Raw genomic sequence first — 23,814 nt, forward strand, 5'->3', positions numbered from 1 at the left:
AAGTTTCGTGAAGTTTCGGACGCGCGTTCTGGATGCATGCTCGGGGCCGGCCTACGATCGGCACCGTGCGCCCCTGGTACCAGTACGCGTTCTTCTTCACCATGGTGACGGCGGTGGTGGGCGGCATCCACTACTACCTGTACGCACGGCTGGCCCGCGCGCCCGAGCTCGAGGGCTTGCAGCGCATCGGCCGATGGGTATTCCTGGTGGGCGCCGTGCTCATCCCGGCGGGCATGCTGACGGCGCGCTTTCTACCGCGGCCCGTGGGGCCCGTGATCGCGGGCGCGGTGTTCACCTGGATGGGGCTGGTCATCCTTTTGTTCTTCCTGACGTTGGCCTCGGAGCCGATTCGCGCGGTCGTGGCCTTGCTCGAGGCGACGCGGGCCCTGCCCGAAGATCCGGAGCGGCGTCATTTTCTGGCGCGCGCGCTGTCGGGCGCCATCGCGCTGGGCGGGATCGTCGTGGGCGGTTATGGCGTGGCCAGCGTGCTGGCGCCGGTGGTCGTCAAGCCGGTGCGCATCGGGCTCAAGAAATTTCCGTCCCGTCTGGGCGTCTACCGCATCGTGCAGCTCACCGACGTGCACATCGGGCCGACCATCGACGGCACATGGCTTCGCGGTGTGGTGGAGCGGGTCAACGCGCTGCAGCCGGACTTGGTGGCCATCACCGGCGATCTGGTCGACGGCAAGGTCGAGGCGCTGCGCGAGCACGTGGCGCCGCTCGGTGATTTGCGCGCCAAGCACGGGGTCTTCTTCGTGACGGGCAACCACGAGTACTACTCGGGGGTCGACCAATGGCTGGCGGAGCTGGGGCGTCTTGGGGTGCGCGTGCTTCGCAACGAGCACGTGCGCATCGGCCAAGGCGAGGCGAGCTTCGACTTGGCCGGCGTCGACGATTGGCGCTCGCACGAATACGGCAATGGTCACGGGGCCGATCTGGCGCGCGCCGTCGAAGGGCGCGATCCGGAGCGCGAGCTCATTCTGCTGGCGCACCAGCCGAAACAGGCGCTGGAAGCCGCCAAATCGGGGGTGGGGCTCCAGCTGTCGGGGCACACGCACGGCGGACAGATCTTTCCGTGGGGGTTCTTCGTGAAGCTCGATCAAGGCTTCGTGGCGGGCCTCGATCGCGTCGGTGACATGTTGCTCTACACGAGCTGCGGCACGGGCTACTGGGGCCCGCCGATGCGGGTGGGGGCCCCGGCGGAGATCACGTTGCTGGAGGTGCAGCGGGAGGAGCGCGCGTAACGGTGTCGCACGCCGCAGCGGCGTCTCGCGCGGTGGCTAGAAGGCCGCGCTGTCGCGGACGGTGATTTTGACGGGCGCTCCGGGGTGGCCGTCGGCTTCGGCGGTGAGAAGGTGATCGCCGGGCTCCAGCTTCCAGGAGAGGGGCGGCGTGGTGGTGCGGGCGACGAGGGTGCCGTCGACGCGCAAGGTGACCTCGCGGGTGTGCGGTGGGGAGACGACTTGGACGTCGAGGAGCTGGGCGTCGCGCGGTCGGTCGGGGTCGATGACGAAGCGCGCGCCGGGGGTTGGGTAGAGGATGCGCACCGCGGTGGTGGCTACGGCGTCGGGATCGGGATCGCCGGTGCCCGGGCAGAGCGGGGACCATTCGCGTGGAACGGTGGGGCGACCGGCGGTGGTGGCCCAGGCCGCGTACTCCGGCGCGAAGTGTTCGTAGATGCGCTCCTCCACGTCCTCGGGGGCGCACGCGGGGCCGGCGCGCAGTCCGTTGCGGCGGTCGATGGCCACCTTGACGTGCATATGGCAGCTGGGCTCGCGCGCCGCGCTGCGCGGGCGCCACTCGAGGACCCGGTGGGGGCAGCTCGGGCCGGCGGGCTCGCCGGAGAGGGCGCAGACGGAGGTGCGCTCGAGATCCGGCTCGGCGCGCTCGGTGCTCTCCGCGCGGCGCGCTCGGTTTTTCTCGAGGGGGAGGGGAGACGCGGGGCGACCGCGCATGGCGGCTTCCATCACCGCGTGGAAGAGGGGACCGGCGCCGGTGATGCCGGTGATGTCGGTCATCGGTGTGCCGTCGAAGTTGCCGACCCAGGCGGCCACCGTGACGTCGTGCGCGTAGCCGACGGCCCAATTGTCGCGGTAGCCCTTGGAGGTCCCCGTCTTGGCCGCCACCTCGAAGGGAAACTCCAGGACGGTGCGCTCGCCGAACGAGGCGCTGCGGGCGGCGTGGTCCTTGAGGATGTCGGTGATGCGATCGGCCACGTCGCGCGGCATCACGCGCTTGGGAGCGCCCGCCTCGAGGGTTTCGCGGGGGCTGCCTGCTCGCTCGACCGCGCGCACGAAGCGAAGCGGGCGATCGACCCCGCCGCGCGCGAGGGTCGCGTAGGCCCGCGCCAAGTCGAGCAAGGTGACCTCGCCGTCGCCCAAGGCGAGCGCGGGGCCGTAGAAGTCGGGGGTCTCCGTGAGCGAGGTGAAGCCGAGCTCGCGCAGCCGGGTCAAGAAGGGCTCGACGCCGAGCTGCTCCAGGCTCCACACGGCCGGGATGTTGAGCGAGCTGCCGAGCGCGTCGCGCAGTCGCACCGGGCCGCGGAAGTGGCCATCGTAGTTGCGGGGCGCGTAGTCGCCGCTGGCCGTCGGCAGGTGAAGCTCGATGTCCGGTAGCACGGTGGCGCCGTCCCAGCCGAGCTTCTCCATGGCCAGGCCGTAGAGAAACGGCTTGAGCGTCGATCCCGGCTGGCGCGCGGCGCGCACGCCGTCGTTCTGTCCCAGGCGCGACTCGTCGAAGAAGTCCGGCGAGCCCACATACGCGAGCACATCGCCGCTGGCGTGATCGATGGCGACGACCGCCGCCGCGCTCACCCCGCGTCCGCGCAGCTCGCGGGTCACGTCGGCCGCGGCGATTTCGGCCGCCCGCTGCAGCGAGGGATCCAAGGTCGTTACGATGCGCGAGGGGGCGGTGCGAGAGAGCGCTTCCTCGAGACCCGGCTGCACGCGCGCGAGCGGCGCCGCGACGCGCGCCGTTCCGGTGCCCACCAGGGCGGACACCAGGTGCGGGGCGCCGAAGACCGAACGCTGCGCCGCCGTCACCAAGGGCTCGCCTTGCGCGCGCGCCGTCTCCTCGGTGGTGAGCCATCCCGCGTCGTGCATGCGCCCGAGCACGCGATCGCGGCGCCTCTTGGCGCGCTCGGGGTGGCGGGTGGCCTCGTAGAGCGCGGGGCCGCGGGGCAGACCGGCGAGGAGCGCGGCCTCGGCGGTGGAGAGCGCGCTCGGGGGCTTGTCGAAGTACGCGTAGCTCGCGGCGCCCATGCCGCGCAGGGCGGGGCCGAAGCTGACCCGGTTCATGTACTGCTCGAGGATCTGCTCCTTGGAGAGCGACCACTCGATGCGAAGGGCCAGCGCCATTTCGAAGAACTTGCCGGCCAAGGTTCGCGGGTGCGGTCGCACCGTGCGCGCCAGCTGCATGGTGAGCGTAGACGCCCCCGACACCGTTCGAAATGACGTGACGTCCTGCACGACCGCGCGCCCGACGGCCACCGGGTCGACCCCGGGATGGCGAAAGAATCGCCGGTCCTCCGCCGCCAGCATCGCAAAGCGCGCGCGCGGGCCGAGCTCCTGGAGCGTGATCCACCGCGCGCGGCTTCCGTCGTTCGCGCGCACCTCGCGGAGCAGGTGCCCGCCCGCGTCGACCACCGCCACCGACGTGGCGCCGGCCGGCTCACGGAGCTCCGGGGGGAGCGCCGTGAACACGGCGGCGAGCAGCAGCGCCACGAACGGCAGCGCAAGGGCGCCGAGCCAGATGCGCTTCTTGCGCAGCGTTTGGGGCCAAGGCCGGGTTCGGAGCGTTTGAAGCCAAGGCCGGGTTCGGAGCGTTTGCAGCCATGACCGCATGCGCATCGCTTCGAGCATGGGCAACGTTCGCGACCATCGCAGCGTTCGCAACCATCGCCGTGTTCGCAACCAGGTCATGGCCTTACTTCCTCTTGGCGACCCGAGGCCCCTTGGGCGCGCCCGGCGTGACCACGAAGCTCGTCGCGGCCGTGCGCCCCGATATCTCGGGCGAATACATGGCTTCTGCGCGCGTCGGCGGCACCACGTACGTTCCCGGCGTGGTGGCCCGCGCGAGGTAGCGGAAGTGGTAGATGCCCGGCTCCACGTGGGGCAAGAACGTCAGCACCTTGTCGTCGTGCTGCTCGCGGTGAAGCCCCGGCACGCTTCGGAAGGCTCCATAGCCGAGCAGCGCCGGTTTCTTCTTCGCGTCGGGCCCGTCGACTTCATCGTCCACGCGCGTGGCGGCGGACGCTGTCTCCAGCGAAAAGTCGATGGGCTCGAGCCCCGCCGGGAGCGGATCGTCGATCACGACTTGTTCCTGCGGCTCGGCCGACTCGAAGAGGACGTCGATGAGCACCAGATCGCCGGCCGGCGCGCCGTTCTCGGACTTCTTCGGGAGGAGCTCCTGCGCCTCGCGAAGCCCGTTCGGCTTCACCGCGCGCACCAGCTTTTGGACGAAGAACCCGTTGTCGGCCGGCTTCTGCGGCAGCTGGGCCGACGCATAGCGCAGCTCCGCGCTGTAAAAGAGCTTGCCGCTTCCGCTCACCTCGAATGTCACCGGCGCGCCGCTCCCTTCTTTGACCACGCGCGGCGCACCCACGAAGAACATCTGATCGCTCGCCGACCGGCCGTGAAAGCCCACCTCGCCGATGCGGTCGCCGCCGAGGAAGACCTTGGCGTCGAAGTCGGGCACCGCGGTCTCCTGCGCGCGCCGGTAGTCGTCGAGCGCCATGAGCGCCCACACGTTTTCTTGCGTCGAGCGCCACGCGCCGCCTTCGCGCTGCGCGAGCAGCCCGCGCGCCAAGAGCGAGGCCACCGGGTGCTTGGGGTTCGCCGCCACCAAACCGCGCAGGACCAGCGCCGTGGTGCGCGACGACGAGTCGAGCATCGTCTCGTAGCCGCTCACCACCTCGTCGGCGAAGGCGCGGCTCGCGTCCTTGCGCAGCCGCCCCTCGATTTCCTTCGAGAGCGCGTCGAGCTCCGCGCGGGGCATATGCGCCACGGCCATGGCGTGCAAGATCAGCGCTTGCGTAAAGAGCGGTTGGTGCGCGCGGGCGTCGAAGAGCCGGTTCAAATAGCCCGGATCGGGCTGCCCCACCGTGGCCAGCACGTCGGCCACGAACGCGGCGGTCGCATAGTCGAGCGCGCGCTTCTCCTTGGGCGAGCGGCGCTCCTCGGGGAGCACCGGTGCATCGTCGTCGCGTTCGTCGCGCGCGTCGCGATCGCCGCGCTCCGAACGTGCGCCCGCGCCGCGCGGCTCCTCGTCGTCCTCCGCGTCGCTCGGATCGAGCTTCGTGCTCGAGAGCACGTCGCGCAGGTAGGAGATGCCGCGATCCCGCGCGGACTTGGGGACGAAGTAGCCCTTCTTCGCCGCGCTCTCGAGCGCCAGCATCGCGTAGGCCGAGAGCCAATCGCTGGCCTCGTCGTCCTCCCAGTAGCCGAAGGCGCCCGAGCCCTGCTGGTGGTGCAGCAGATCGCCGACGGCCTCGTCGACCTTGGCGTCGACTTTGGCGGGCATGCGGAAGTCGAACGCCTTGGCCATGTCGGAGAGGACCAAGAGCGGCAAGGTGCGGCTGGTGAGCTGCTCGGTGCACCCGTACGGGTAGTCGATGGTCTTTTCGAACGTGCTCGAGAGGCCCACGAGCGCCGTCGACGCCACGTGCACCTCGAGCCCGCCCTGATCGGTGCGCACGTTCTTCAAGTCGCCCAGCTTCACGGCCGCCGCCTTGTCCGTCTCGCCGTAGCTGGAGACGCTCTGCACCGTGAGCGGCAGCTCGATCGCGCGCTTGACGAGCACGCGATCCTTCTCGCCCCCGCCGGCGACCGCGAACTCGAAGCTCGCCTCCCCCGGCGCGGTGGCCTTCACGGGGAAGCGCACCTCCACGCTGCCGCCCTTGGGAACCTCGACGCGGCGCGAGGCTTGGCCCACCACTTGGACGCCGGTGGCCTTGATGGTCACGTCGGTCACCGCGTTCGGGAGGTCCTTCGACGAAATGATGACCCCCGCGTCGAACTGATCGCCCGCCCGCACGACGCGGGGCATGGCCGGGCGCGCCATCAGCCGGCGGTAGGTGGTGATCTTCGCGTCGCCCGTGCCGAAGCGGTCGTCGGCGCCGGCGACCACCGCCATCAGGCGGAAGGTGGTCAAGTTGTCGGGCAGCTTGAAGCGGTAGTGTGCGCGGCCCTCGGCCGAGGTGACCTTGCCCGCCTCGAAGAAGGCCGTGGTCTTGAAGTCCGCCCGGATGGCGCCCTCGCCGCCGCCGCCGCCGTAGCCGCCCTTGTCGTCGCCCGTCGAGGGATACTCGTAGCCCAGGATCTTCACGCGCTCGCCGTTCTTGAGCGGGACGATGCGCGCCAGGTCCTCGCGGCTGTCGAGCGAGAACACGGCCAGCTTTCGCTCGCGCGCAAAGGCCGGCAAGGGATCGGGGGTGTCGTAGCCGGTGAGCATCAGCACGCCCTCGTCCACGGCGTAGAAGGTGACGGCCGCCTTGGCGCCGCGCTTGTCGGGGCCCACCACGAGCACGTCGGCGTCGACCTCTTCGCCGGGCCGGTACTCCTTCTTGGAGGTGGTGATGGTCGCCTTGAGCCGGTGCGTATCCGGATCCACCTCGATGGGCGCGGTGCCGATGCGGAAATCGGGTGCGCCCACGTCGGCGCCGCGCTCGGGCGGCGCAGACGCCCTCCCGCGCACCAGGTGAACGGAGATGAACGCGTTGGGGAAGTACTCGGCCTTGATGGGGACCTCCACCACCGGCATCGGTCCCTTCAGCGGCACCACGCTCTTCCAGAGCACCCCGGCGCGCTCCACCGAGACCAGCGCCTGCGCCTCCTTGAAGGGGTTGCGCACCAGCACGCGCGCGGTGTCGCCCGCCTTGTACTGCGGCTTGTCGACTTCGAGCTTCAACTTGCGGCTCTGCGGATCGGCCCACGCGACGCGCGCCGCAGGCTCGTCGGCGCGATCGTCGATGGCGTAGAAGCTGGTGCTGGAGCCGACCTCGTTTCCGCGGGCGTCCTTGCTGCGCGCGCGGAGGATGTAGAAGCCGGGTTTGCCCACCGCGATCGAGCAGCCCTCCACCTGCGCGCTGGTGGTCACGGTGCAGGTCCCGACCACCTCGTCCTTGACCCGCGAGCGCTGCACGGGCACCTGCGCCTCTTCGTCTTGCGTCACGCCGACCCAGGTGCGCTGCACCAGCTCGACCTTGGCTTGCGCCCCCGGCACGTGCGCGCCCGTGATGTCGAAGGCCACCAAGTCCGCCCGCACGGGCGCGCCGACGGCCACGAAGCGCTTGGAGGGGCGTTTGACGCCCAGGTAAAAGCTCGCAGGATGCACGAGGACCGTCGTGCTCTTGGCGACGGTCTGGTTCGTCAGATCTTGCACCTCCGCCTCGAAGGTGACGTTCTCGGGGCTGCGCATCCGTGGCAGATCGAGCTTCAAGCTCGTGGTCGTGCGGCCGTCTCCGTCGAGATCGGCGGCTTTGACGCTCAGGTCTTCGGCGCGCGGGTTGGTGTCGGTGTAGTCGAGCACATTGGACTCGTCGTTCACGACGAAGCCATCGCTGCGCGGCGGCGTGAAGGTGGTCATCCGGCGCGTAACCTGCTGGTGCGACGGCGCCTCCCCCATGGGCGCGCCGAAGAGGTACTCGGCCGCCACGTCGAAGCGGGCGTTGTCGCCGCGCACGTACTCTTTCTTGTCGGCGTCGACGGAGACCTTGAACTCGCTGGCCTTGTAGGCGGCGAGGAGCACCTCGGCGTCGAACGACTCGCCCTCGTCGTGGTTGCCCCGCCCCAGCTGCGCGACCACGCGCGCGTTGCCCAGGTGGCTCGTCTTCGGCAGCGGAACGTCGAGCGCAAAGGCGCCGTAGGCGTCGAGCTTCACGCGCCCGTCGAAGACCCGCTCGCCCTCGCCGTCGTCCACGTAGAGGCGCACGGTCTCGTCCGGCTTGATGCGGATGCCGGCCGCGTCGACCTGACGAAAGATGCCCGCGAGCTTGGCGGCTTCACCGGGCCGATAGACGCCGCGATCCGTGTAGACGATGCCGGCCCACTCGCCGCGCTGGGCCAGATCGACGTCGCCCCCGTCGCGGTAGCTGGCTTGTCCGCGCTGCACGCGCTGGTACGTCCAGTCGTCGCCGGCGCGAACGACCACGAAGGACTCTTGATCGATGGCGCCGTCCCGCACCGGGTTCCAGGACTCGCTCGGGATGAAGGCGAGCCCTTGTGCATCGGTCTTGGTGGAGAAGAGCTCCGGCTTGCCGCGCTTCTGGATGGCCACCGTGGCATTCGCCACCGGCTGCCCAGTGGACAGCTTGGTGACCCACACGGTGCTCCCGTAGCGGCTCATTTCGGCGCTCACGGCGAGATCGGTCACCGTCACCAGCTCCGAGCGCATGCCCTCGGGCGATCCCGGCACCGTCACCGCCACCAGCGCTGCGCCGCGGGCGCTGGGGCCGCCCAGCAGCGCGTCGAGGTCGATGTTCCGCACGCTGCGCACGTTCTCGGCCGCGTCGGTGCGCACCCAGTCCCAGCGAAACTCGTGCTCGCCCGGACCGCCGCGGCCGCGGGTGAGCCACGCGATGGCGTCTTGCTCGCGCATCTTCGAGGCGGACATGCCGTACGTGGGCACGTTGAGCGCGCCGATGGGGATTTTATGGCCTTTGATGCCCTGCTTGGCGAGCGCCTCGACCACGTGTCCGCGAAGCCCGAGATCCACGGCGTACGACAGCATGGGGCGCTTGGGGCGTGGATCGGCCGCCTCGGCGCGAAGCCGTGCCTCGTCGGCGGCCCTGACCGATTCGCCGGTCTCCCCGGTGTCTCCGGGGTCGGCTTCGGCCACGTTGGTGGCGAGGGCCGATCCGGTGACGACGCTCTTGGGGTCGAAGCGTTTGCCGGCGACGGTGAACGGCGCCTCGGTGTCCACGTCGAAGGCGATGTCCTTGGCGAGCTTCTGCCCGAAGACGTCGCGCAGGCCCGCCGTCACCACCACGTGGTAACGCTTGCCGTAGTCGGGGTCGGCGCGCACCAAGTGCTCGCGTCCGGGGCCGGGGGGGCGCTTGCTCGCCGCGTCGCGCTCGGCGTTGGTGATCGGGCGAATGGGCAAGCCGGGGACCTTGAGGTGCGCCCGCCATTCTTCGGGCGAGACGGCGTTCGAGAGGATGACGGTCCAATCGCGGTGCGCTTGGCAGCGCACGAGGTTCACCTTGGGGCAGCGTACGTCGGCCAAGCGAATGGGGCCGTAGGTGCGCATGCGCAAGGAGCGCGCCTCGCGGGTGCCGAGCGGTCCTTCGCCGCGCAGGCCCTTGTCGATCTTGAGCTCGATGTCGCTGTCGAGGGGGAGCTTCTCTTGCGGCGTGAGCACCACCACGTCGCTCGGGTTCTTGTTCTTCGCGCCGCTGGGGTGGGTTGCCTTGACGGCCACCGTGCGGCCTTTATCGCTGGCCGAGGCGCGTACGATGAGGCGCACCGACTTTTCGACCTCGGCCGGCGCCATCGGCTGGTTGAACTCGAGACGGAAGGTCGACTGCGGTCGGAGATCGGTGGCCAGGTCGGCCGGATCGCTCTTTTTCACCCGAGGTCGCTCGGTGATGAAGTCGAAGCGGTAATCGGTCGCGAGCGCGGAGCCGTCCACGGCGCGCGTGCCTGCAGGGACCACCACGACGAAGCGCGTGGCACCCGGCAGCGCCGCGTCGGGCGCAAAGAGCAACCCGTGGGTGCCGATCCATCGCCACGATCCGGGGACGGCGGCGCCTTCTTCGGTGGCGATGCGTACGGCAGGCACGTTCGAGGTCTCGGGGGCGTCCGGCTCGCGCATGGTCCGGTTGAAGAGAACCGTGACAGCGGGCTGCTTCCGGTCGGACACCGTGCCCCGCGGGCCGGCAAAAACGACCGCAAACGCAGCCTTGGCGCGCGCTCCGGCGCCACCTTCGTTCGGGCCGAGGGTGGCGTTCGGGGTGACGCTGGTGGGGCCGCCGTGAAGGCACGCCGCGAGAGCCATGCCGAGGACGGGAAAAACGAGGGGGAAAACACTGGAAATCCGAGATGCTGCGGTTCGCATGAAACGAGGGCTCCGGCGCGGCGAGGCCGCCGCGTGCGTGGAACGTGCGGGTGCGTGGAACGTGCGGGTTGCGGGGGTGCGTGGAACGTGCGGGTGCGTGGAACGTACGGGTGCGGGGGTGCGTGGAACCTACGGGTGCGTGGAACCTACGGGTGCGTGGAACGTACGGGTGCGGGGGTGCGTGGAACTTACGGGGTGGAACGTACGAGTGCGTGGAATGCGCGGGGTGCGTGGAACGTACGGGTGCCTGGACGCGCGTTGTGCACGAGGCGTGCGCGGCGTGTGCGGTGTGCGTGAGACGTGCGTGGCGCGTGGAAGGTGTACCGTTGCCGGGAGACTAGGTGAAAAGGGCTTCGTCGGGCAGAGCTCGATACACCCAACATGTAAAACGCTGCCGCTGGCGGCGACTATTCCACTCGTCTAGGGTGGACAAAAAAGCTTCTCCCCTACGACAACGAGGTCCCATCATGATTCAGCCCGGCGAGCGAATTCCCAATGCCACCCTCAAGGAGTCCAAGGGATACGACGAGACGTCCCACTGCCCGACCGCGCCGGAAGCGGTCGAGGTGGAGGCGCTCACCAAAGGAAAGAAGGTCGTCTTTTTCGGCCTTCCGGGCGCGTTCACCCCGACGTGCTCGGGCAAGCACGTCCCCGGCTACCTGGAAGCGTACGACGCGCTCAAGGCCAAAGGCGTCGACGAAATCGTCTGTGTGAGCGTCAACGACGGCTTCGTCATGGGCGCGTGGGGTCGCGATCAGAAGGTCGGCTCGCGCATCCGCATGCTCGGCGATGGCAGCGCCGAGTTCACGAAGAAGCTCGGGCTCGAGCTCGATCTGACGGCCAACGGCATGGGCGTGCGCTGCCGCCGGTTCTCGATGCTCGTCGACGACGGCGTCGTGAAGACGGTCAACGTCGAAGCCGGCGGCAAATTCGAGGTCAGCGACGCGCAATCGATGTTGAAGCAGGTCTAAAGGCACCGCGGGTCAACCCGTTCGGCGCCTTGGTTTTCGGGGGCGCTGGGCGTCGAGGCATTGCGGTCTCACGCCCAGCGCCAGGCGCTTGGTCTCGAATTTGTAATGCCGCGTGCCATGAATACGGCACGCCCCTGTCGCCTCGCGGCCCTCTCTCTGACGTTCCTCGTTGCCGGTGCTGGCGGATGCACATCCGGCAGCGTAGAGCGCGATAGCGCCGGCAACATGGCGCCGATGATGGCGGTCGATTCGGTCTTCACCGTGACGCCCGAGCTCATGCAACGAGACTACGGCATCGAAGGTGACGGCAAGAGCAACGACTTTCCGAGGCTAAAGCAGCTCTTCGACGCACTCAATCGGGGCACCTACAAGGGGGCGCCGCTCGATGGCAAGCGCGTCGTCGTCGACTTTGGTTCCTCGAGAACGTACTGCGCTCTTTACGATCCCGACACCTTCGAGGGAAGCATCACGTCGGATCGTTGCGCATATCGAGGGCGCACATCGGCTGGGGCCGCGTTGGATGCGCCCAGCGTGCCGGAGGCGGTCCTCGCGCTCAATCGCGGCGGCGTTCAGCTCACCGTCGGCTCGGATACCATCCTCGACGCATCGATTTCCATCGCCGGGGCTTTGACGGGAAAGTACCTGGGAACCTACACGCCTCCGGAGTCCGAGTCTCTATGGCAGGACGCAGGGGAGACCTTCGCGTTTCTGTCCGGCGAGAGGTACATCACCCCCGGGCAGGGCGTGCTCGGAGAAGAGGTCGCCGGAAAGGTGGTGGCGGTGCAGCTCGCGCGCCCGAGCGAAGGAAACGCCGCGATCAACCAATCTGGAATTCACCTTTCGGAGGTCAGCTCGTACCGCTTCGACGGCGATCGGATTTACCTGACCTTGGCGGAGGGGCTTCGGTTTCCCACCCCGCGCCCAAAGTTCTCACGTGTCGACGCGACGAAGATCAAGAGGTCGGGTTTCGCCGTTTCGACCGATCGCAAACAGCTCGCGCTCGCTCTGCCGGCGGCGCGGACGCCCGAGCACCTGGAGCATATAAAGCCAAAAACCATCGTTCGATTCGAGAACCTCACCGGACGAGACTCGGTGTTCTCGAACTCGGCATACTTCGAATACAACCGTGTCACCAAGGTCGCGCGGAACGGTGACCAGCTCATTCTCGGTTTGGAGTCGCCCCTCGCCTACGAGTATGGCGACATGTGGCTCATGCAACCTCCGTTCTTGGATGGGATCCGAATCGTCGGGGGCTCGGTGGATAGCTCCGTGATCACGAGGCTGCGGGTAAGTTACGCGCAGAACGTGGAGGTCACGAACCTGCATGTTCGTCAGATGGGCCTGTCCGCGGTATACGATCTCACGCTCGATCGGCTGACGGGGCGGATTCCGGCGAGCTTCGGGTCGCGCGATGCCGACACCGTTTTCGGATTCAGCCATTGCCGAAAGGGCCAAATTTCCAATCTGGACGCCTCGGGAGCTCGAAGTGTTCACGACAACGCCAATGTCAAACTGATGTCACCCTTGGATATTTCCTTGCGTGCCGTCACCAGCTACGAATCGGCCACGCTCGGCGACGAGGGGACCTACGCGTTCTTTACGGACTTCTACTACACACCTTACAACGGCTGGGCGCAGAACCTGAACATCGACGGTATCGTCGCCGAGCGACCTTCGAACCACTCGCGTGCCGTGTGGCTGACCGGGGTGCGAGGGTCCGCCATTCGAGCCGTGAAGACCGACGGCCTTCTGTACGTCAGCAAGTCGGGCGGACCGGGGCCGCGCGAACGAAATACATGGAACGATCTCGTTGCGACGCAAGGAATCCACGTCGAAGAATCCGTCGGCCAGTCGTTCCAGGACTTCACGGCATCCCATCTGCGGGTCACCAAGTCGCAGAGCATCGTTCTGAGGGGCGGGTTTCTCGACGACTCTCGATACAACTACGATCGATGCCTATGGATCCACGCGTCGAAGGACGTCCAGGTGAACGGGCTCCTCTTTTACAACGGAGGGAAGTTCTGCGACGGCCGTTCGGTCTTCCTGCAGGGCTCGAGCGACATTACTTTGTCGAGGGTCTCGGATTTGGAGCGGTACCGCAAGGCGCCAAACGGCACGGATCCCAACGGCACCCCGCCACGGGGCCCGTTCGCGAGCATCTATTTTCACAAATATCCAAAGGAGGCCAACTGCGATGAGCTCTACGCTGCACACCGCATTCACGTGGCGGAAAGCAGCCTGAACTTCGCCCGATGCCCGCAAGCTCCGGATCCATCCGTTCCGTGACGGGAACGATTCGATCCGCACCTTGCGCGTTCCTGCGGCGCGAACCGATGTCGTTTCGGCGCGCGCGGGGCAGCCGAGGCATTGCGGTCTCGCGCGCCGCGGGTTAGTCCCTCGGGCATGGAAACCTCGCCGAAGCTCGAAGCCATCGACGCTCTCCTGTCGGAAGGAAACCTCGCCGATGCGCTGACCGCCATTGGTGCCCTCGTGGCCGAGCTGTCGAACTGGCCCAAAACGAAGCGCGACGCCATGGCGTACGCCTTCGCCGAGCGCACCGATCACGCGCACCCCGTCATCGGCTCGCGTTTTGCGCTGGCGGCTGGCGCCCTGATCGAAGCGGGGTCCGATCCCGAGGGCTTGGGCCGGCGGCTCCGCGCTCCCATTGCACGCGCCATGCGCGCCGGTGCGCGTCTTCTTCCGCTGCTCGAGGCGTACTCCGAGGAGGACGATTCGGATCGTGCCGAAGACGAGGAGGACGACGATTCGGACCGTGCCGGGGGCAAAGGGTCGGACGCTCGCGTCGACGATTCGGGCCGTGCCGGGGGCAAAGGGTCGGACGCTCGCGCCGACGATTCGGACCGTGCCGGAGGCAAAGGGACGGACGCTCGCGTCGACGATTCGGGCCGTGCCGGGGGCAAAGGGACGGACGCTCGCGTCGACGATTCGGACCGTGCTGGGGGCAAAGGGTCGGACGCTCGCGTCGACGATTCGGGCCGTGCCGGGGGCAAAGGGACGGACGTTCGCGTCGACGATTCGGACCGTGCGGGAGGCAGAAGGTCGGACGCTCGCGTCGACGATTCGGACCGCGCCGGAGGCAGAAAGTCGAACGCTCGCGTCGACGATTCGGACCGCGCCGGAGACGAGGACGACGACGATCGCGCCGAAGACGAGGACGACGACGATCGCGCCGGAGACGACGATCGCGCCGGAGACGACGATGACGATTTGGACCGTGCCGAAGACGAGGATGATGACGACGACGCTTTGGACATGGGTGTACCGGTCGGCGACCGGGTCGTGAGCTTGCCTGTGCTCGATCGCCTCAACGATGAGGATCCGGAGGCGCTCGTGGCCTTCGATTCCCTCGATGCGTGGTACCGCCCCGCCGTGGCCGTGTGGACGCGAGCCCCCGAGGTGCTGGCGAGCGTGCAGCGGGATCCGGAGTTTCGTGCGGCGCTCGATACGCTCGGCGCCTCTTGTACGTGCGCATACTGGCTCTCCATTTTGATGAAGGTCGTTTTCGACGGCCCGTTCGTGGCCCTCTTTCCCGAGCTCGACGAAGCTTGGAGCTTTACGTCGAGCGGCTGCGCCGATATGGGGCAGCTCGCCGTGCTGCTCTCCGCCGAGCTCGAAGATCCGCTGAAACGAATCGGCGTGACCCGCGCCAGCGACGCCATGCTCGCCGTGATGCGGGGCGAAGGGGAGCAGAGTCAGGATTCGCTGACATACAGTTGCGCCTTGCGCATCTATCCCTGGCAGGCCATCGACGCCACGGATTTCCTGCCCCGCGATGGAGCGTTCACCTGGCTCGCGCCCGGCGGCTCCGGCACCCATAGCCTGCCGTCGGATTTTCTCCCGGGCGATATCGCCGCGCTCCCGAGCGACATCGCGCCTCGCCCCGGCGGCGTTCGCGTTCTCTCGTTGGTCGGCCCGCGCGCGCCGGGCTTGGCGCTGACGCGGGTTCTCAGCGGCGTGCGCTCGTTCGAAGCGTTGAAGGCGCGGGTGACCAATGTCCGCCGTCTGTCCGCGGCGGAGAACGCAGCCTACAAGATGGCCATCGCAGCGAAGCGGTGAGCCGGCCCGCGCTCGCGCCGGCGATCATCGACCGCCCGCCACGTCCAAGATGGCGCCCGTGGTGTACGACGCGGCGGGTGACGCCAGCCAAACGATGGCCTCCGCCACTTCTTCGGCGGTGCCCGCGCGCTGCATCGGCAGGGCCGGTCCGAGGCGCTCGGCGCGACCTGGATCTCCGCCGCTCGCATGAATCTCGGTGCGGATGATGCCGGGGCGCACGGCGTTTACCCGGATGCCCTCGCCGGCGACCTCGCGCGCGAGGCCGAGGGTGAACGTATCGATGGCGGCTTTGGCTGCCGCGTAGTCCACGTACTCGCCCGGGGACCCGAGCCGCGCGGCCGCCGAGGAGACGTTGACGATGCTGCCGCCTGCACCGCCGTAACGTGTGGACATGCGGCGGATGGCTTCGCGCGCGCAGAGGAAGCTCCCCACCACGTTGATGGAGAACATGCGCACCAGGCGCTCGCGATCCATCGCATCCACCCGGCTTTGTCGATCGACCACGCCGGCGTTGTTGATCAGCACTTGGACGGGCCCTAGCTCGTCATCGACCGTGTCGAAGAGCTTTCGCACGTCGTCTTCGCGGGTGATGTCGGCGCGTACGGCGATGGCGGGCGCACCCAGCGCTACGAGCTCGCCCGCGATCCGCGCGGCCGCGTCGTGATCGCGCGCGAAGTTCACGGCAACGGCGTAGCCGAGGCTTGCCGCACGCCGCGCGGTGGCTGCGCCGATCCCCCGGCTCGCGCCCGTCACGATCATCACCTGCGCCGGCTTCATGCTCCACCTTCTAGCATTCGGCAGCATCACCGACATGGAGAACGGCGCGTCTTGCCACATCGATCCCCGCAGCCACGCACGGGGATCGCTCGGATCGAGGTTCGTCGTCATCCCCCGGCGAATTGCACGGGCAATACCACGTCTTCTCGGCAAGAAATCCGCATTATTTCGCCATATGCGAGGTGTCCCGGACAGTTAATGGGGTGTCCCGGACACCCCCCGGCTCGAGAGGAGCTACGATAAGGTGCGATGGACGGAATGGACGCGACGGGCCCGAGGGACGCGAACGACTCCGACGTGGCCGCGCGTGCGCGGAGGATCGGCGAGCTGCAGCGCGGTCCCACTTGGTACGCGGACGAGCGGGCCATTCGCGATATCTTTCTGGCCACCACGGGCGACGCGCTCGCGGCGCTGAAGGATGCCATCGACTCGGGCACGAGCTACCGGGATTTGCATCAACTCGTGTTTCACGACATCGACGATGGCGCCATCCGGGCCGAGATCTTGGCACACTTTCGTGCCGAGGCGGCTGCGCGATCGACGTACGGCTTCAAAACGCTGAGCGACATCGACGACACGTTTTACGCGAACTGGAAAGACCGCCGCTATCCCAAGAAGACGGTGTACCCGGGGGTGATTGCCTTTTATCGCGCGCTGGGCGGCGGCTTGGTTTTCGTCTCGGCGCGTCCGGGCGATCGCGGTGGTCTCGTGGAGAGCGCGGCGCTCGCCTCGCTGCGCAAGCGCGGCATCGACAAGTGCACGGTTCTATGCGGCGCGTTCTCGCATTTGGTCGGCAACGACCGCATCGCGGCGCAGAAGTATGAAAATTTCGTTCAGTTTCACGCGCTATATCCCGATCATCGCTTCGTGTTCATCGGCGACAGCGGTCAGGGCGACATAGCATTCGGCGAGAAGCTCTTGGCACACCCTTCGGAGTCCGTGCGCGCCGTGTTCATTCACGACGTGGTGGCGACGCCCGAGCCACGGCGCCGCGAGCTCGGCGACCGTCGCATCCACCTCTTCGACACATACACGGGCGCCGCGGTTGCTGCCCATGCGTGCGGCGTCCTCGCAGCCGAAGAGATGCTTCCCGTCGCGCGCGCGGCCACCGACGAGATGGCACGTATTCCTTTTTCCTCGAACGCGCAACGCGCCGCGCGCCTGGCAGATCTGGCGAACGATATCGCACGAATGAACGCACTCTTGCCCGCCTCGCATCACTTCATTTGACCCGGGTCAGCGCTCGCCCACCGCGCATCGGTTGAATAGACGCTCGCCCGCGCGCACGTGCCCGCCTCGCAGAGGTCCATTTGAACCTCGCCAGGCGGGCATACACGCGTCCGGTGTGGGTGGCCGAAGCCAGCCAGCCGAAACCGGCCAGCCGAAACCAATTCGACGGAGCCGGCTAACCCAAAACGGCTAAACGCCGCGTGCTAGCGGCGGGTGCTGCCCTTGTCCTGATTGTACGGAGCTTTCTGCCAGGTGGCGAAGTCGATCGTTCCGCTTTGGTCGTAGGGCATGAATTTCCACGGACCGACGTATTCGTTGCGGGCGAATACGTTGTTTTGTTTGAAGGTGATGTCGTTCATGATCATGTCCGCCTTGTAAGGCGACCAATCGGGGTAGGTTCCCCAATTGGAGAACAGGCCTTGCACTGCGCAAAGCTCGCTGGCCGCGCACCCGGGGACGTTGGCCGGCGTGAGACGGAAGGAGTTGTCGTGAACGGCGACGTTCTGTGTCTTCCAGCGGCAGTCCGATTTGTACGGCTCCTTCTCGATGGTGCCCTTCGAACAGGTGCGAAGGGTCGCGCCGCCGACGAGGGTGCAGTCTCCGCTGCTGGTGTTGGCAGGCGAGTTGCAAAAGCGGTCGGCGTTCTCGAAGAGGACGACGCCGCCCCAGTTGTCGATGAAGACGTTGTTGGCAATTTCCAAGGTGGAGGGCCCGCCGACGCGTGCGTCTCCGCCCGCCTCCGACAAGTAGATGGCGCCTAGTGGGAAGTCCGTCTGCTTGGGGCCTTCTTCGAGACCGTTGCGCGTGAACGTGTTGTTTCGGATCGTGGCATTGTAGCTGATCTCGTACATGATGCCGGCGTCGCGGTTTCCGGAGATGTAGTTGCCCTCGAAGAGGAAGTCGACGTCGTTCGTGTCCGCCCACAGCCCGATGCTCCGGTTGTCGTGGACCCAGTTGTTCGTCACCTTGGCGCCCTTGACGGCCCAGAATTTTCCGCCTCCCGTGCATCCGCACCAGGTTGGCTCCTCCGGCTTGCCAGGGGTCCTCTCCCACTCGTCGACGTTGTTGCCGCTGATCTCGTTGTGATCGAGTGTCAAGTTCACCACGCCATCGTCACGATAGGCGCTAAAGCCATATTGGCCGTTGTCCTTGAGGCACGAGTACCGTATGACGTCGTTGTTCCCCATGAACACACCGGCGCCGGCGTTCTGCTTGACGGTGGCGTACTCGATGATCCAGCCGTCCGCCGCGTCGTGGTTGACGACGCCCTCGTTGTTGTTGCCTCTCGCGACACCGAAATTTTGAATGGTCAAGTAACGAATGACTACATTCTTCGCGTGACCTCCGAATGCGTATTGGTTGTCGTGCCGACCATCGAGGATCGCGCCCGGGGCCCCGACGAAGACGTCGCCGTCCTTGGGGGTGACCTGCGCGTAATTTCCAGCGCGTAAGGTGTGGACACCGGGGGCGAGCCAGTACGTGGTCCCGCGCGGATGGCTATCGACGACCGCGTCGAGGCGCTGGTTGGTGGAGACGACGACAGCGCCGGTGGGTGGCGTGGAAGGCCCGCTGAGGAGGGAGGTGTTTCCACAGATGGCTGCGGGCGGCGACGTGGGGGCAGCAAGCTCGCTGCTCACGTTCGACGGCGCGCCGGGGGTTTGGTTCGAATTTGAATCGATGCTGCAAGCGACCAAAGCCAACAACGGAAGGGAGGCAATGGATACAACGGCTCTCGAGTGCATGCATAGACCTTTCGAATGGGATGTAGTCGCACAGCGCAGCTCCCCGTCGTCGTTCGATGACGGAAAGTTGCATAGCGAGACGCTACGCGCTGGCGACCGCGATCATTAGGGCAATATGACGTTTCGGCTATGGTTGCAAGCAACGAAAGTCGGAAATTTCGATTGTTCGGGCCATCCGTGCCCTGCGCACCCCATTCCAGCTAATCGTCACTCGAGGGCAATCGCGAATGATGAAAATGATCCGTCCGCGGTGCTCCTCCCCCCGAGCTGCGCGACTTCCCTCGAGACGACTCACGCGCTCACCTCGGAGCGCAAAGCCCCCCGCGCCATCGTGGCGCAAGACGCTGCGGGCCTCGATTTTGTTGCGTCGACAACTTCTTGACAGCGATCCGCGCGGCCAGTCCGGCGGTGAACGCGTCGGTGGCCACGTCGACCGCCGCGTCGTCCACGTCATCGACCGCGCTCCGTAGAGTCCATGAAATTTTCCGTCGGCGCCCGCGAACGATGAAATCGAAAATGCAATCTCCTCGTCGCAATCACACACTCGCAAGAGCTCCGTGGAGCTGCCGGTCGAAATGGCACGTACGAAGCACGGGGTGGCCCTCGATGTGTCGCCGCGATCCCGTGTATGCGAACTTCGCGATCACGCACGGTGTGTCGATATCGACCACCTATATGCCAATTAGCACCCTTCGCAGTTCCCACTGCGAATCCAGCCCTCCCACCCAGGGATCACCGGGACACCTCCGAACCTCGCGCCCATCGCCCGGAGCACCGCGCGCGAGGTCCCCGAATCCCGCGCGCTCCGGCGAACGACATCCGCGCCGTCACCGACGCGCCCGCCAAGGGCAACCCCTGTCCGGCAGGATTTGCACGCCCGTTCCCTCGCAGGTTCGTTGGGGACGACCGATCGTGATCGGCAATCCTTCCGCGCAGCGCCGGAGCAAAGCTTCAGCGCGCCCGGCAGGACTCGAACCTGCGACCAACGGCTTAGAAGGCCGCCGCTCTATCCAACTGAGCTACGGGCGCACGGTGTCATCACTTATCGCGGTACGGTGCACAGCGCCAGAAGCTTTAGTAAGGTCTCGCTCCCCGTGACCCAAAGCCCCAAAGGAAGCACGCCTGAAGACGCCCTGGCGGTGGCGCTCGACCAGGCACAAAAAGGTGAGCCCCGCCCGCTTTACGACCGGTTGACGCGCGGTTCGCGTCTCCCCGGCCCCGAAGCCAACCTCGAATTTGCCGGCATTTTTGCCAGCCTTTGTGCCTCCCGCGGCAAGGCAGCGGACGATGTCATTTTGACGATGGCCACCCTCGATGCCGACAGCGCACCGGGCGGCACGGAGCTGGAGTTCCTCCCCATGTGCGGTGTGGCCGCGCTCGGTGCGCGGGCCGCCAAAGACCCCAAGGCGCGGCCCCGGCTCTTGGGCGTCCTTCACGATTGCGCCGAGGATTTGCGCTGGCGCGTCCGAAAAATGGTCTCGCTCGCCTTGGTCGATGTAGGTGCAAGCCAGGGCGGCGCCGTGCTCGACGAGCTATCTCCCTGGCTCGACGGCTACTTTCACGCCGCCGCCGTGCTCGAAGCCATGGCCGACATGCGCTGGCTCTCGCAGCTGCACGAGCCCGAAGCGGTCATCGCCGTGCTCGATCGCGCCTTCGACCTCGCGCGCGAAGCCAGTCGCTCCGCCAGCCGCTACCCGGGCTTCAAGGCGCTGGTCGAAGCTCTGTCGACGGTGCCCAGCGTGCTCGCCATCCGATTCGGCGTTCCCATCTTCGACACCCTCGCGCGCTGGATTGCGCTCACCACCGATCCCGCGCTGCGCGAGATCATCGAGAAGAACGTCGGCGCCCCACGCTTGAAGGGGCGCTACCGCGAAGAGGTCGCGCGCGTCGCCGATCTCCTCGCGTCGTCCGCGCCGCCGCGCCGCGATCCCAAGACGTTCGTCGGCAAGACGCGCGGCCGCGGCAAGAAGAGCCGCTGATTCGTCGCAGACGCATGCCCGTCGTGGTTTGGCTCCCGCGAGAGCGCGCCGCTTCGCTCGGAGGAACACGCTCGAGCGCGAGGAGCACGCTCAAGCGCGTCGCGTGCCGGTCGCCGCCGGCACACGGCCCGCTCGTTCGCGCGCCTCTCGCGCGATGTCACGACCCGTCGTGCCTGCCGCTGGCCGACGGCGCCGACGGATGCACACTCACCCGCTCGTTCAAGCGGGCCGCATCGTCCACGATCTTCGTCGCGGCGGCGGCGCGTGCGTTCTTCTGCTGCAAGGTCGCGTGGTCCACCACGGTGTGCCCTTCGAGCAGATCGAGGTAGTCCAGATCCAGAACGCCGCCGCTCGGCAGAATGAACACGCCCGACAGGTGCGCCTGCTTGCGGATCTCCGCCACCAGCGCCCGCGGCACGTGCAGCGCCGCGTGCGTAATGAGGTGAATCACCGGATCGCGCTGATCGCGCGCGCGCAAGAGCGCGATCTCCGTCGCCAGCTGCGCGAACACGCGCGCCGGGTTGCGCCCCCGCTCCCCCTTGAAGCCGAGTAAGTAGGCCACCGGCAGCTGCCCCGGCCGCGGACGCTGCACATCGTAGAGGCGCGAGTCGAAGAAGCGCATCCACACGTCTTCGCCCGCCAGCTGCAGCTTTTTCCCCAGCGCGATCGCCAGCCCCCGCGCGAACACCTGCCGATCGCCGCGCATCGACGCGGAGGCATCGATCAGCAAATAGTGCAGCCGCCGCGCGTCCTCGGACGTCTGTTCGCGTGTAAAATACAATATTTCGTTCTCGAGCATGCGCCGCGAGAACTCCTCCGGCTCCCACGCCAGCTCCGTCAGCACCAGCGAGTCGATCGACCCTTTGTTCCCGATGCCGGCGTAGCCGTGGACGGCTTGCGTCCCCGTCGATTGCGTGCGCCGCGTCTCCAGCACGCTCGGGAGGAGCTCGAGCGAAAAGTTCACGATGTCGTTGGCCGAAGGGCTCGACATCGCCGCCAGCAAATCCACGTGGGCCAGCGCGCCCGCGGTGGTCGATTCGGGGCCCAGCATGCCGAGCAGGCGCAACGTATCGAGATCGAGCGCGTCGGCCATGGTGAGCACATGGAGCCGGGCGCGGGCGAGCGCCTCCAGGATGGCCGTCTCGAAGGTGCGCGGCGCGGCCGCGAACAGGCCCGGCAGCTGCGGATCGAGATCGCGCACCATCTCCGGATCGAGCGGAACGGTGGCCGGGTAGGGCGCCTTGCGGCCCACGCGCAGGGTGACCGCCCCCAGCACGCGCGCCAGCAGCACCACCACCAGCTCATCGCCGAGCCGCATCGAACGCGCCTTTTGGCTCGCCTCGCTCTGCCAGATCTCCGCCACGATGCTGGCGTACGTGGGCCAGAGCGCGGCCAAGGCCGGCGTCTTGGCGATGAGCGCCTCCGTTCCGGAGCGGGGGCCGAGCACCAACTGCTCCTTGGGCGCCGCGTAGAGCAAGCCGATGTCGTGCACCAGAAAGAGCGGCAGGTGCACCCCCAGCCGCTCCAGATCGCGGCACCAGCGCAAGGTGCGCACGATCATCATCGGCGAGGCCGCGCGCACGGTGCTGAGCAGAAGCCCCCCCAAGGAGCCTACGATGGCCGGGTCGCGCGCCTGCGCAGAGGATACCGGCATCGCGCGCCTGCGTTACGACTGACCGTACACGGGGAGCAGCGCGCCCGAGATGTCGCGCGCCAGGTCCGAGAGCAGAAATGCGATGACGCCGGCGAGCGACTCGGTCGAGACCCACTTGGACGGATCGGCGTCCGGCATGCCCGCGCGGTTGCCCGGTGTGTCGATGATGCTCGGCAGCACCGCGTTCACGCGCACGCCCGAGGTCCGCACCTCCTCGGCCACCGTCTGCGCCAAGGACACCACGGCCGCCTTCGACGCCGCATACGCCGCCGCCCCTGCGCTGGCCTCGGGCCGCACGGCCCCGCGCGCGCCGATCACCACGATGCTGCCGCGCCCCTGGGCCACCATGCCCGGCAAGAGCGCGCGCAAGCCGCGGTACACGGTCTCCAAGTTGCTCTGCAGCATCGAATCCCATACGGCGTCGCCCTGCGAAGCATGGATCGGCGAGCCGCCGCTCCATCCGCCGGCCGTGAGCACCGCGCCCGTGGGCGCGCTGAATTTGGCCGCCGCGTGGGCGAGGGTCGCGTTCCAGTCGCTCTCCAGCGCCACGTCGGTGACCAGGCTGAGCACGGAGGACGCGAGCTCCTTCTCCAGCACGCGCAGAGGCCCCTCCATCTCCTTGCGATCGAGCGCCACCACGCGGTGACCGCTCTTGGCCAAGTGCCGCGTGAGCGCGGAGCCCAGGGCGCCCGCCGCGCCCGTGACCACGGTGACGTTGCCGGTGCTCATGGTCACTCCAGCCCCCCCGGACGAACCGCTTCCTCGGGCGCGGTCCCTCCGATGGACTTCAAGTCGGGCTGCATGCGGGCCTGCTTAACGTTGCTCCACTCGCCGCCCGTCTCGTTGTCGTCGTTGCCGTATTGGCCGTCGAGGGTCGGGGTCTTGTCGGAGTTGAGCTTGTAGACGAAGACGCCGCGCCCTTTGCGCTCGGACGAGGGGCCGACCATCCCGTAGGTGTGCTCCTTCCACGTGAAGTGGAGCACGTTCCCCGATTTCGTTCCGGACAGCTCACCCCACCGACTCTGGTCCGTGCGCTTCCAGCGCCCGACCACCGACGCGTCGGTCTCCACCATGTGCAGGTAGCCGAAGACCGGGTGGTAATACACACCGGTCCACGATTCCCCCGCCGGCATCTCCCCGGGGGTGATGTTTGCGGCTTTGGCCCCACCGCCACTGTCGCAGCCGGCGAGACCGCCGCCGAGCACCGCGAAAGCCGAGAAACAAGAAACAGCGAGCACGATGGCGCGATGCTTTACGCTTGTCATGCCCCCACTGTACCGCTGATCGCGAGGCCCTTCAAAAAACCTCGCGCGAGCTTACCGTTCCCGTCT

The 23,814-nt window shown here is 67.4% G+C and carries 13 protein-coding genes and 1 tRNA gene; 6 read left to right on the forward strand and 8 right to left on the reverse strand.

Going from position 1 to position 23,814, the window contains the following annotated elements:
- Positions 1-65: 65 nt before the first annotated feature.
- Positions 66-1,244, forward strand: coding sequence for a metallophosphoesterase (locus LZC94_44860; GenBank protein ID WXB14940.1), 1,179 nt, complete (start codon positions 66-68; stop codon positions 1,242-1,244).
- Between the two features lie 36 nt (positions 1,245-1,280).
- Here LZC94_44860 and pbpC read toward each other — a convergent pair whose 3' ends face one another.
- On the reverse strand, positions 1,281-3,860 hold the full coding sequence (gene pbpC, locus LZC94_44865) for a penicillin-binding protein 1C (GenBank protein ID WXB14941.1): 2,580 nt from the start codon (positions 3,858-3,860) through the stop codon (positions 1,281-1,283).
- Between the two features lie 64 nt (positions 3,861-3,924).
- Positions 3,925-9,993, reverse strand: coding sequence for an MG2 domain-containing protein (locus tag LZC94_44870; protein WXB14942.1), 6,069 nt, complete (start codon positions 9,991-9,993; stop codon positions 3,925-3,927).
- Between the two features lie 527 nt (positions 9,994-10,520).
- Between LZC94_44870 and LZC94_44875 the strand changes: the two genes are divergently transcribed.
- The 3 genes from LZC94_44875 to LZC94_44885 all read left to right on the forward strand — a co-directional run bounded on the left by LZC94_44875 (position 10,521) and on the right by LZC94_44885 (position 15,101).
- Entirely contained in the window at positions 10,521-11,024 is a 504-nt protein-coding gene (locus LZC94_44875) for a peroxiredoxin (protein WXB14943.1), read from the forward strand.
- Between the two features lie 234 nt (positions 11,025-11,258).
- Entirely contained in the window at positions 11,259-13,310 is a 2,052-nt protein-coding gene (locus tag LZC94_44880) for a hypothetical protein (protein ID WXB14944.1), read from the forward strand.
- A gap of 117 nt (positions 13,311-13,427) precedes the next feature.
- Positions 13,428-15,101: a hypothetical protein gene (locus LZC94_44885; GenBank protein WXB14945.1), complete on the forward strand. Its 1,674-nt coding sequence runs from the start codon at positions 13,428-13,430 to the stop codon at positions 15,099-15,101.
- A gap of 24 nt (positions 15,102-15,125) precedes the next feature.
- Here LZC94_44885 and LZC94_44890 read toward each other — a convergent pair whose 3' ends face one another.
- Complete coding sequence (locus LZC94_44890) at positions 15,126-15,989, reverse strand: SDR family oxidoreductase (protein ID WXB14946.1); 864 nt, start codon at positions 15,987-15,989, stop codon at positions 15,126-15,128.
- 138 nt (positions 15,990-16,127) lie between these two features.
- On the opposite strand from LZC94_44890, the gene LZC94_44895 reads away from it, so the two are divergent.
- Entirely contained in the window at positions 16,128-17,108 is a 981-nt protein-coding gene (locus tag LZC94_44895; GenBank protein ID WXB14947.1) for a hypothetical protein, read from the forward strand.
- A gap of 203 nt (positions 17,109-17,311) precedes the next feature.
- Here LZC94_44895 and LZC94_44900 read toward each other — a convergent pair whose 3' ends face one another.
- Both LZC94_44900 and LZC94_44905 read right to left on the reverse strand, forming a co-directional pair.
- Entirely contained in the window at positions 17,312-18,745 is a 1,434-nt protein-coding gene (locus tag LZC94_44900) for a right-handed parallel beta-helix repeat-containing protein (protein WXB14948.1), read from the reverse strand.
- Positions 18,746-19,805: 1,060 nt separating this feature from the next.
- Positions 19,806-19,879, reverse strand: a tRNA-Arg gene (locus LZC94_44905).
- A 65-nt stretch (positions 19,880-19,944) separates the two neighbouring features.
- On the opposite strand from LZC94_44905, the gene LZC94_44910 reads away from it, so the two are divergent.
- A complete protein-coding gene (locus LZC94_44910) occupies positions 19,945-20,829 on the forward strand; it encodes a hypothetical protein (GenBank protein ID WXB14949.1) in 885 nt (294 codons plus the stop codon).
- A gap of 157 nt (positions 20,830-20,986) precedes the next feature.
- On the opposite strand, the gene LZC94_44915 is transcribed toward LZC94_44910, so the two are convergent.
- The 3 genes from LZC94_44915 to LZC94_44925 are packed head-to-tail and all read right to left on the reverse strand — an operon-like array spanning position 20,987 to position 23,748.
- Positions 20,987-22,483 (reverse strand): hypothetical protein, encoded by a 1,497-nt coding sequence (locus LZC94_44915; GenBank protein ID WXB14950.1) that lies wholly within the window; start codon positions 22,481-22,483, stop codon positions 20,987-20,989.
- A gap of 12 nt (positions 22,484-22,495) precedes the next feature.
- Positions 22,496-23,212, reverse strand: a complete 717-nt coding sequence (locus LZC94_44920) for an SDR family NAD(P)-dependent oxidoreductase (protein WXB14951.1) — start codon at positions 23,210-23,212, stop codon at positions 22,496-22,498.
- 2 nt (positions 23,213-23,214) lie between these two features.
- A complete protein-coding gene (locus LZC94_44925) occupies positions 23,215-23,748 on the reverse strand; it encodes a hypothetical protein (protein ID WXB14952.1) in 534 nt (177 codons plus the stop codon).
- Positions 23,749-23,814: the final 66 nt, after the last annotated feature.

This window comes from Sorangiineae bacterium MSr11954, assembly GCA_037157815.1.
GTDB lineage: Bacteria > Myxococcota_A > Polyangia > Polyangiales > Polyangiaceae > Pendulispora > Pendulispora albinea.

Bases quoted from the DNA above. Each gene is read 5' to 3' on its own strand.
- LZC94_44870 (WXB14942.1), bottom strand. From the start codon at position 9,993: ATGGCTCTCGCGGCGTGCCTTCACGGCGGCCCCACCAGCGTCACCCCG.
- LZC94_44925 (WXB14952.1), bottom strand. From the start codon at position 23,748: ATGACAAGCGTAAAGCATCGCGCCATCGTGCTCGCTGTTTCTTGTTTC.
- LZC94_44920 (WXB14951.1), bottom strand. From the start codon at position 23,212: ATGAGCACCGGCAACGTCACCGTGGTCACGGGCGCGGCGGGCGCCCTG.
- pbpC (WXB14941.1), bottom strand. From the start codon at position 3,860: ATGCTCGAAGCGATGCGCATGCGGTCATGGCTGCAAACGCTCCGAACC.
- LZC94_44880 (WXB14944.1), top strand. From the start codon at position 11,259: ATGATGGCGGTCGATTCGGTCTTCACCGTGACGCCCGAGCTCATGCAA.
- LZC94_44885 (WXB14945.1), top strand. From the start codon at position 13,428: ATGGAAACCTCGCCGAAGCTCGAAGCCATCGACGCTCTCCTGTCGGAA.
- LZC94_44895 (WXB14947.1), top strand. From the start codon at position 16,128: ATGGACGGAATGGACGCGACGGGCCCGAGGGACGCGAACGACTCCGAC.
- LZC94_44915 (WXB14950.1), bottom strand. From the start codon at position 22,483: ATGCCGGTATCCTCTGCGCAGGCGCGCGACCCGGCCATCGTAGGCTCC.
- LZC94_44890 (WXB14946.1), bottom strand. From the start codon at position 15,989: ATGACGACGAACCTCGATCCGAGCGATCCCCGTGCGTGGCTGCGGGGA.
- LZC94_44875 (WXB14943.1), top strand. From the start codon at position 10,521: ATGATTCAGCCCGGCGAGCGAATTCCCAATGCCACCCTCAAGGAGTCC.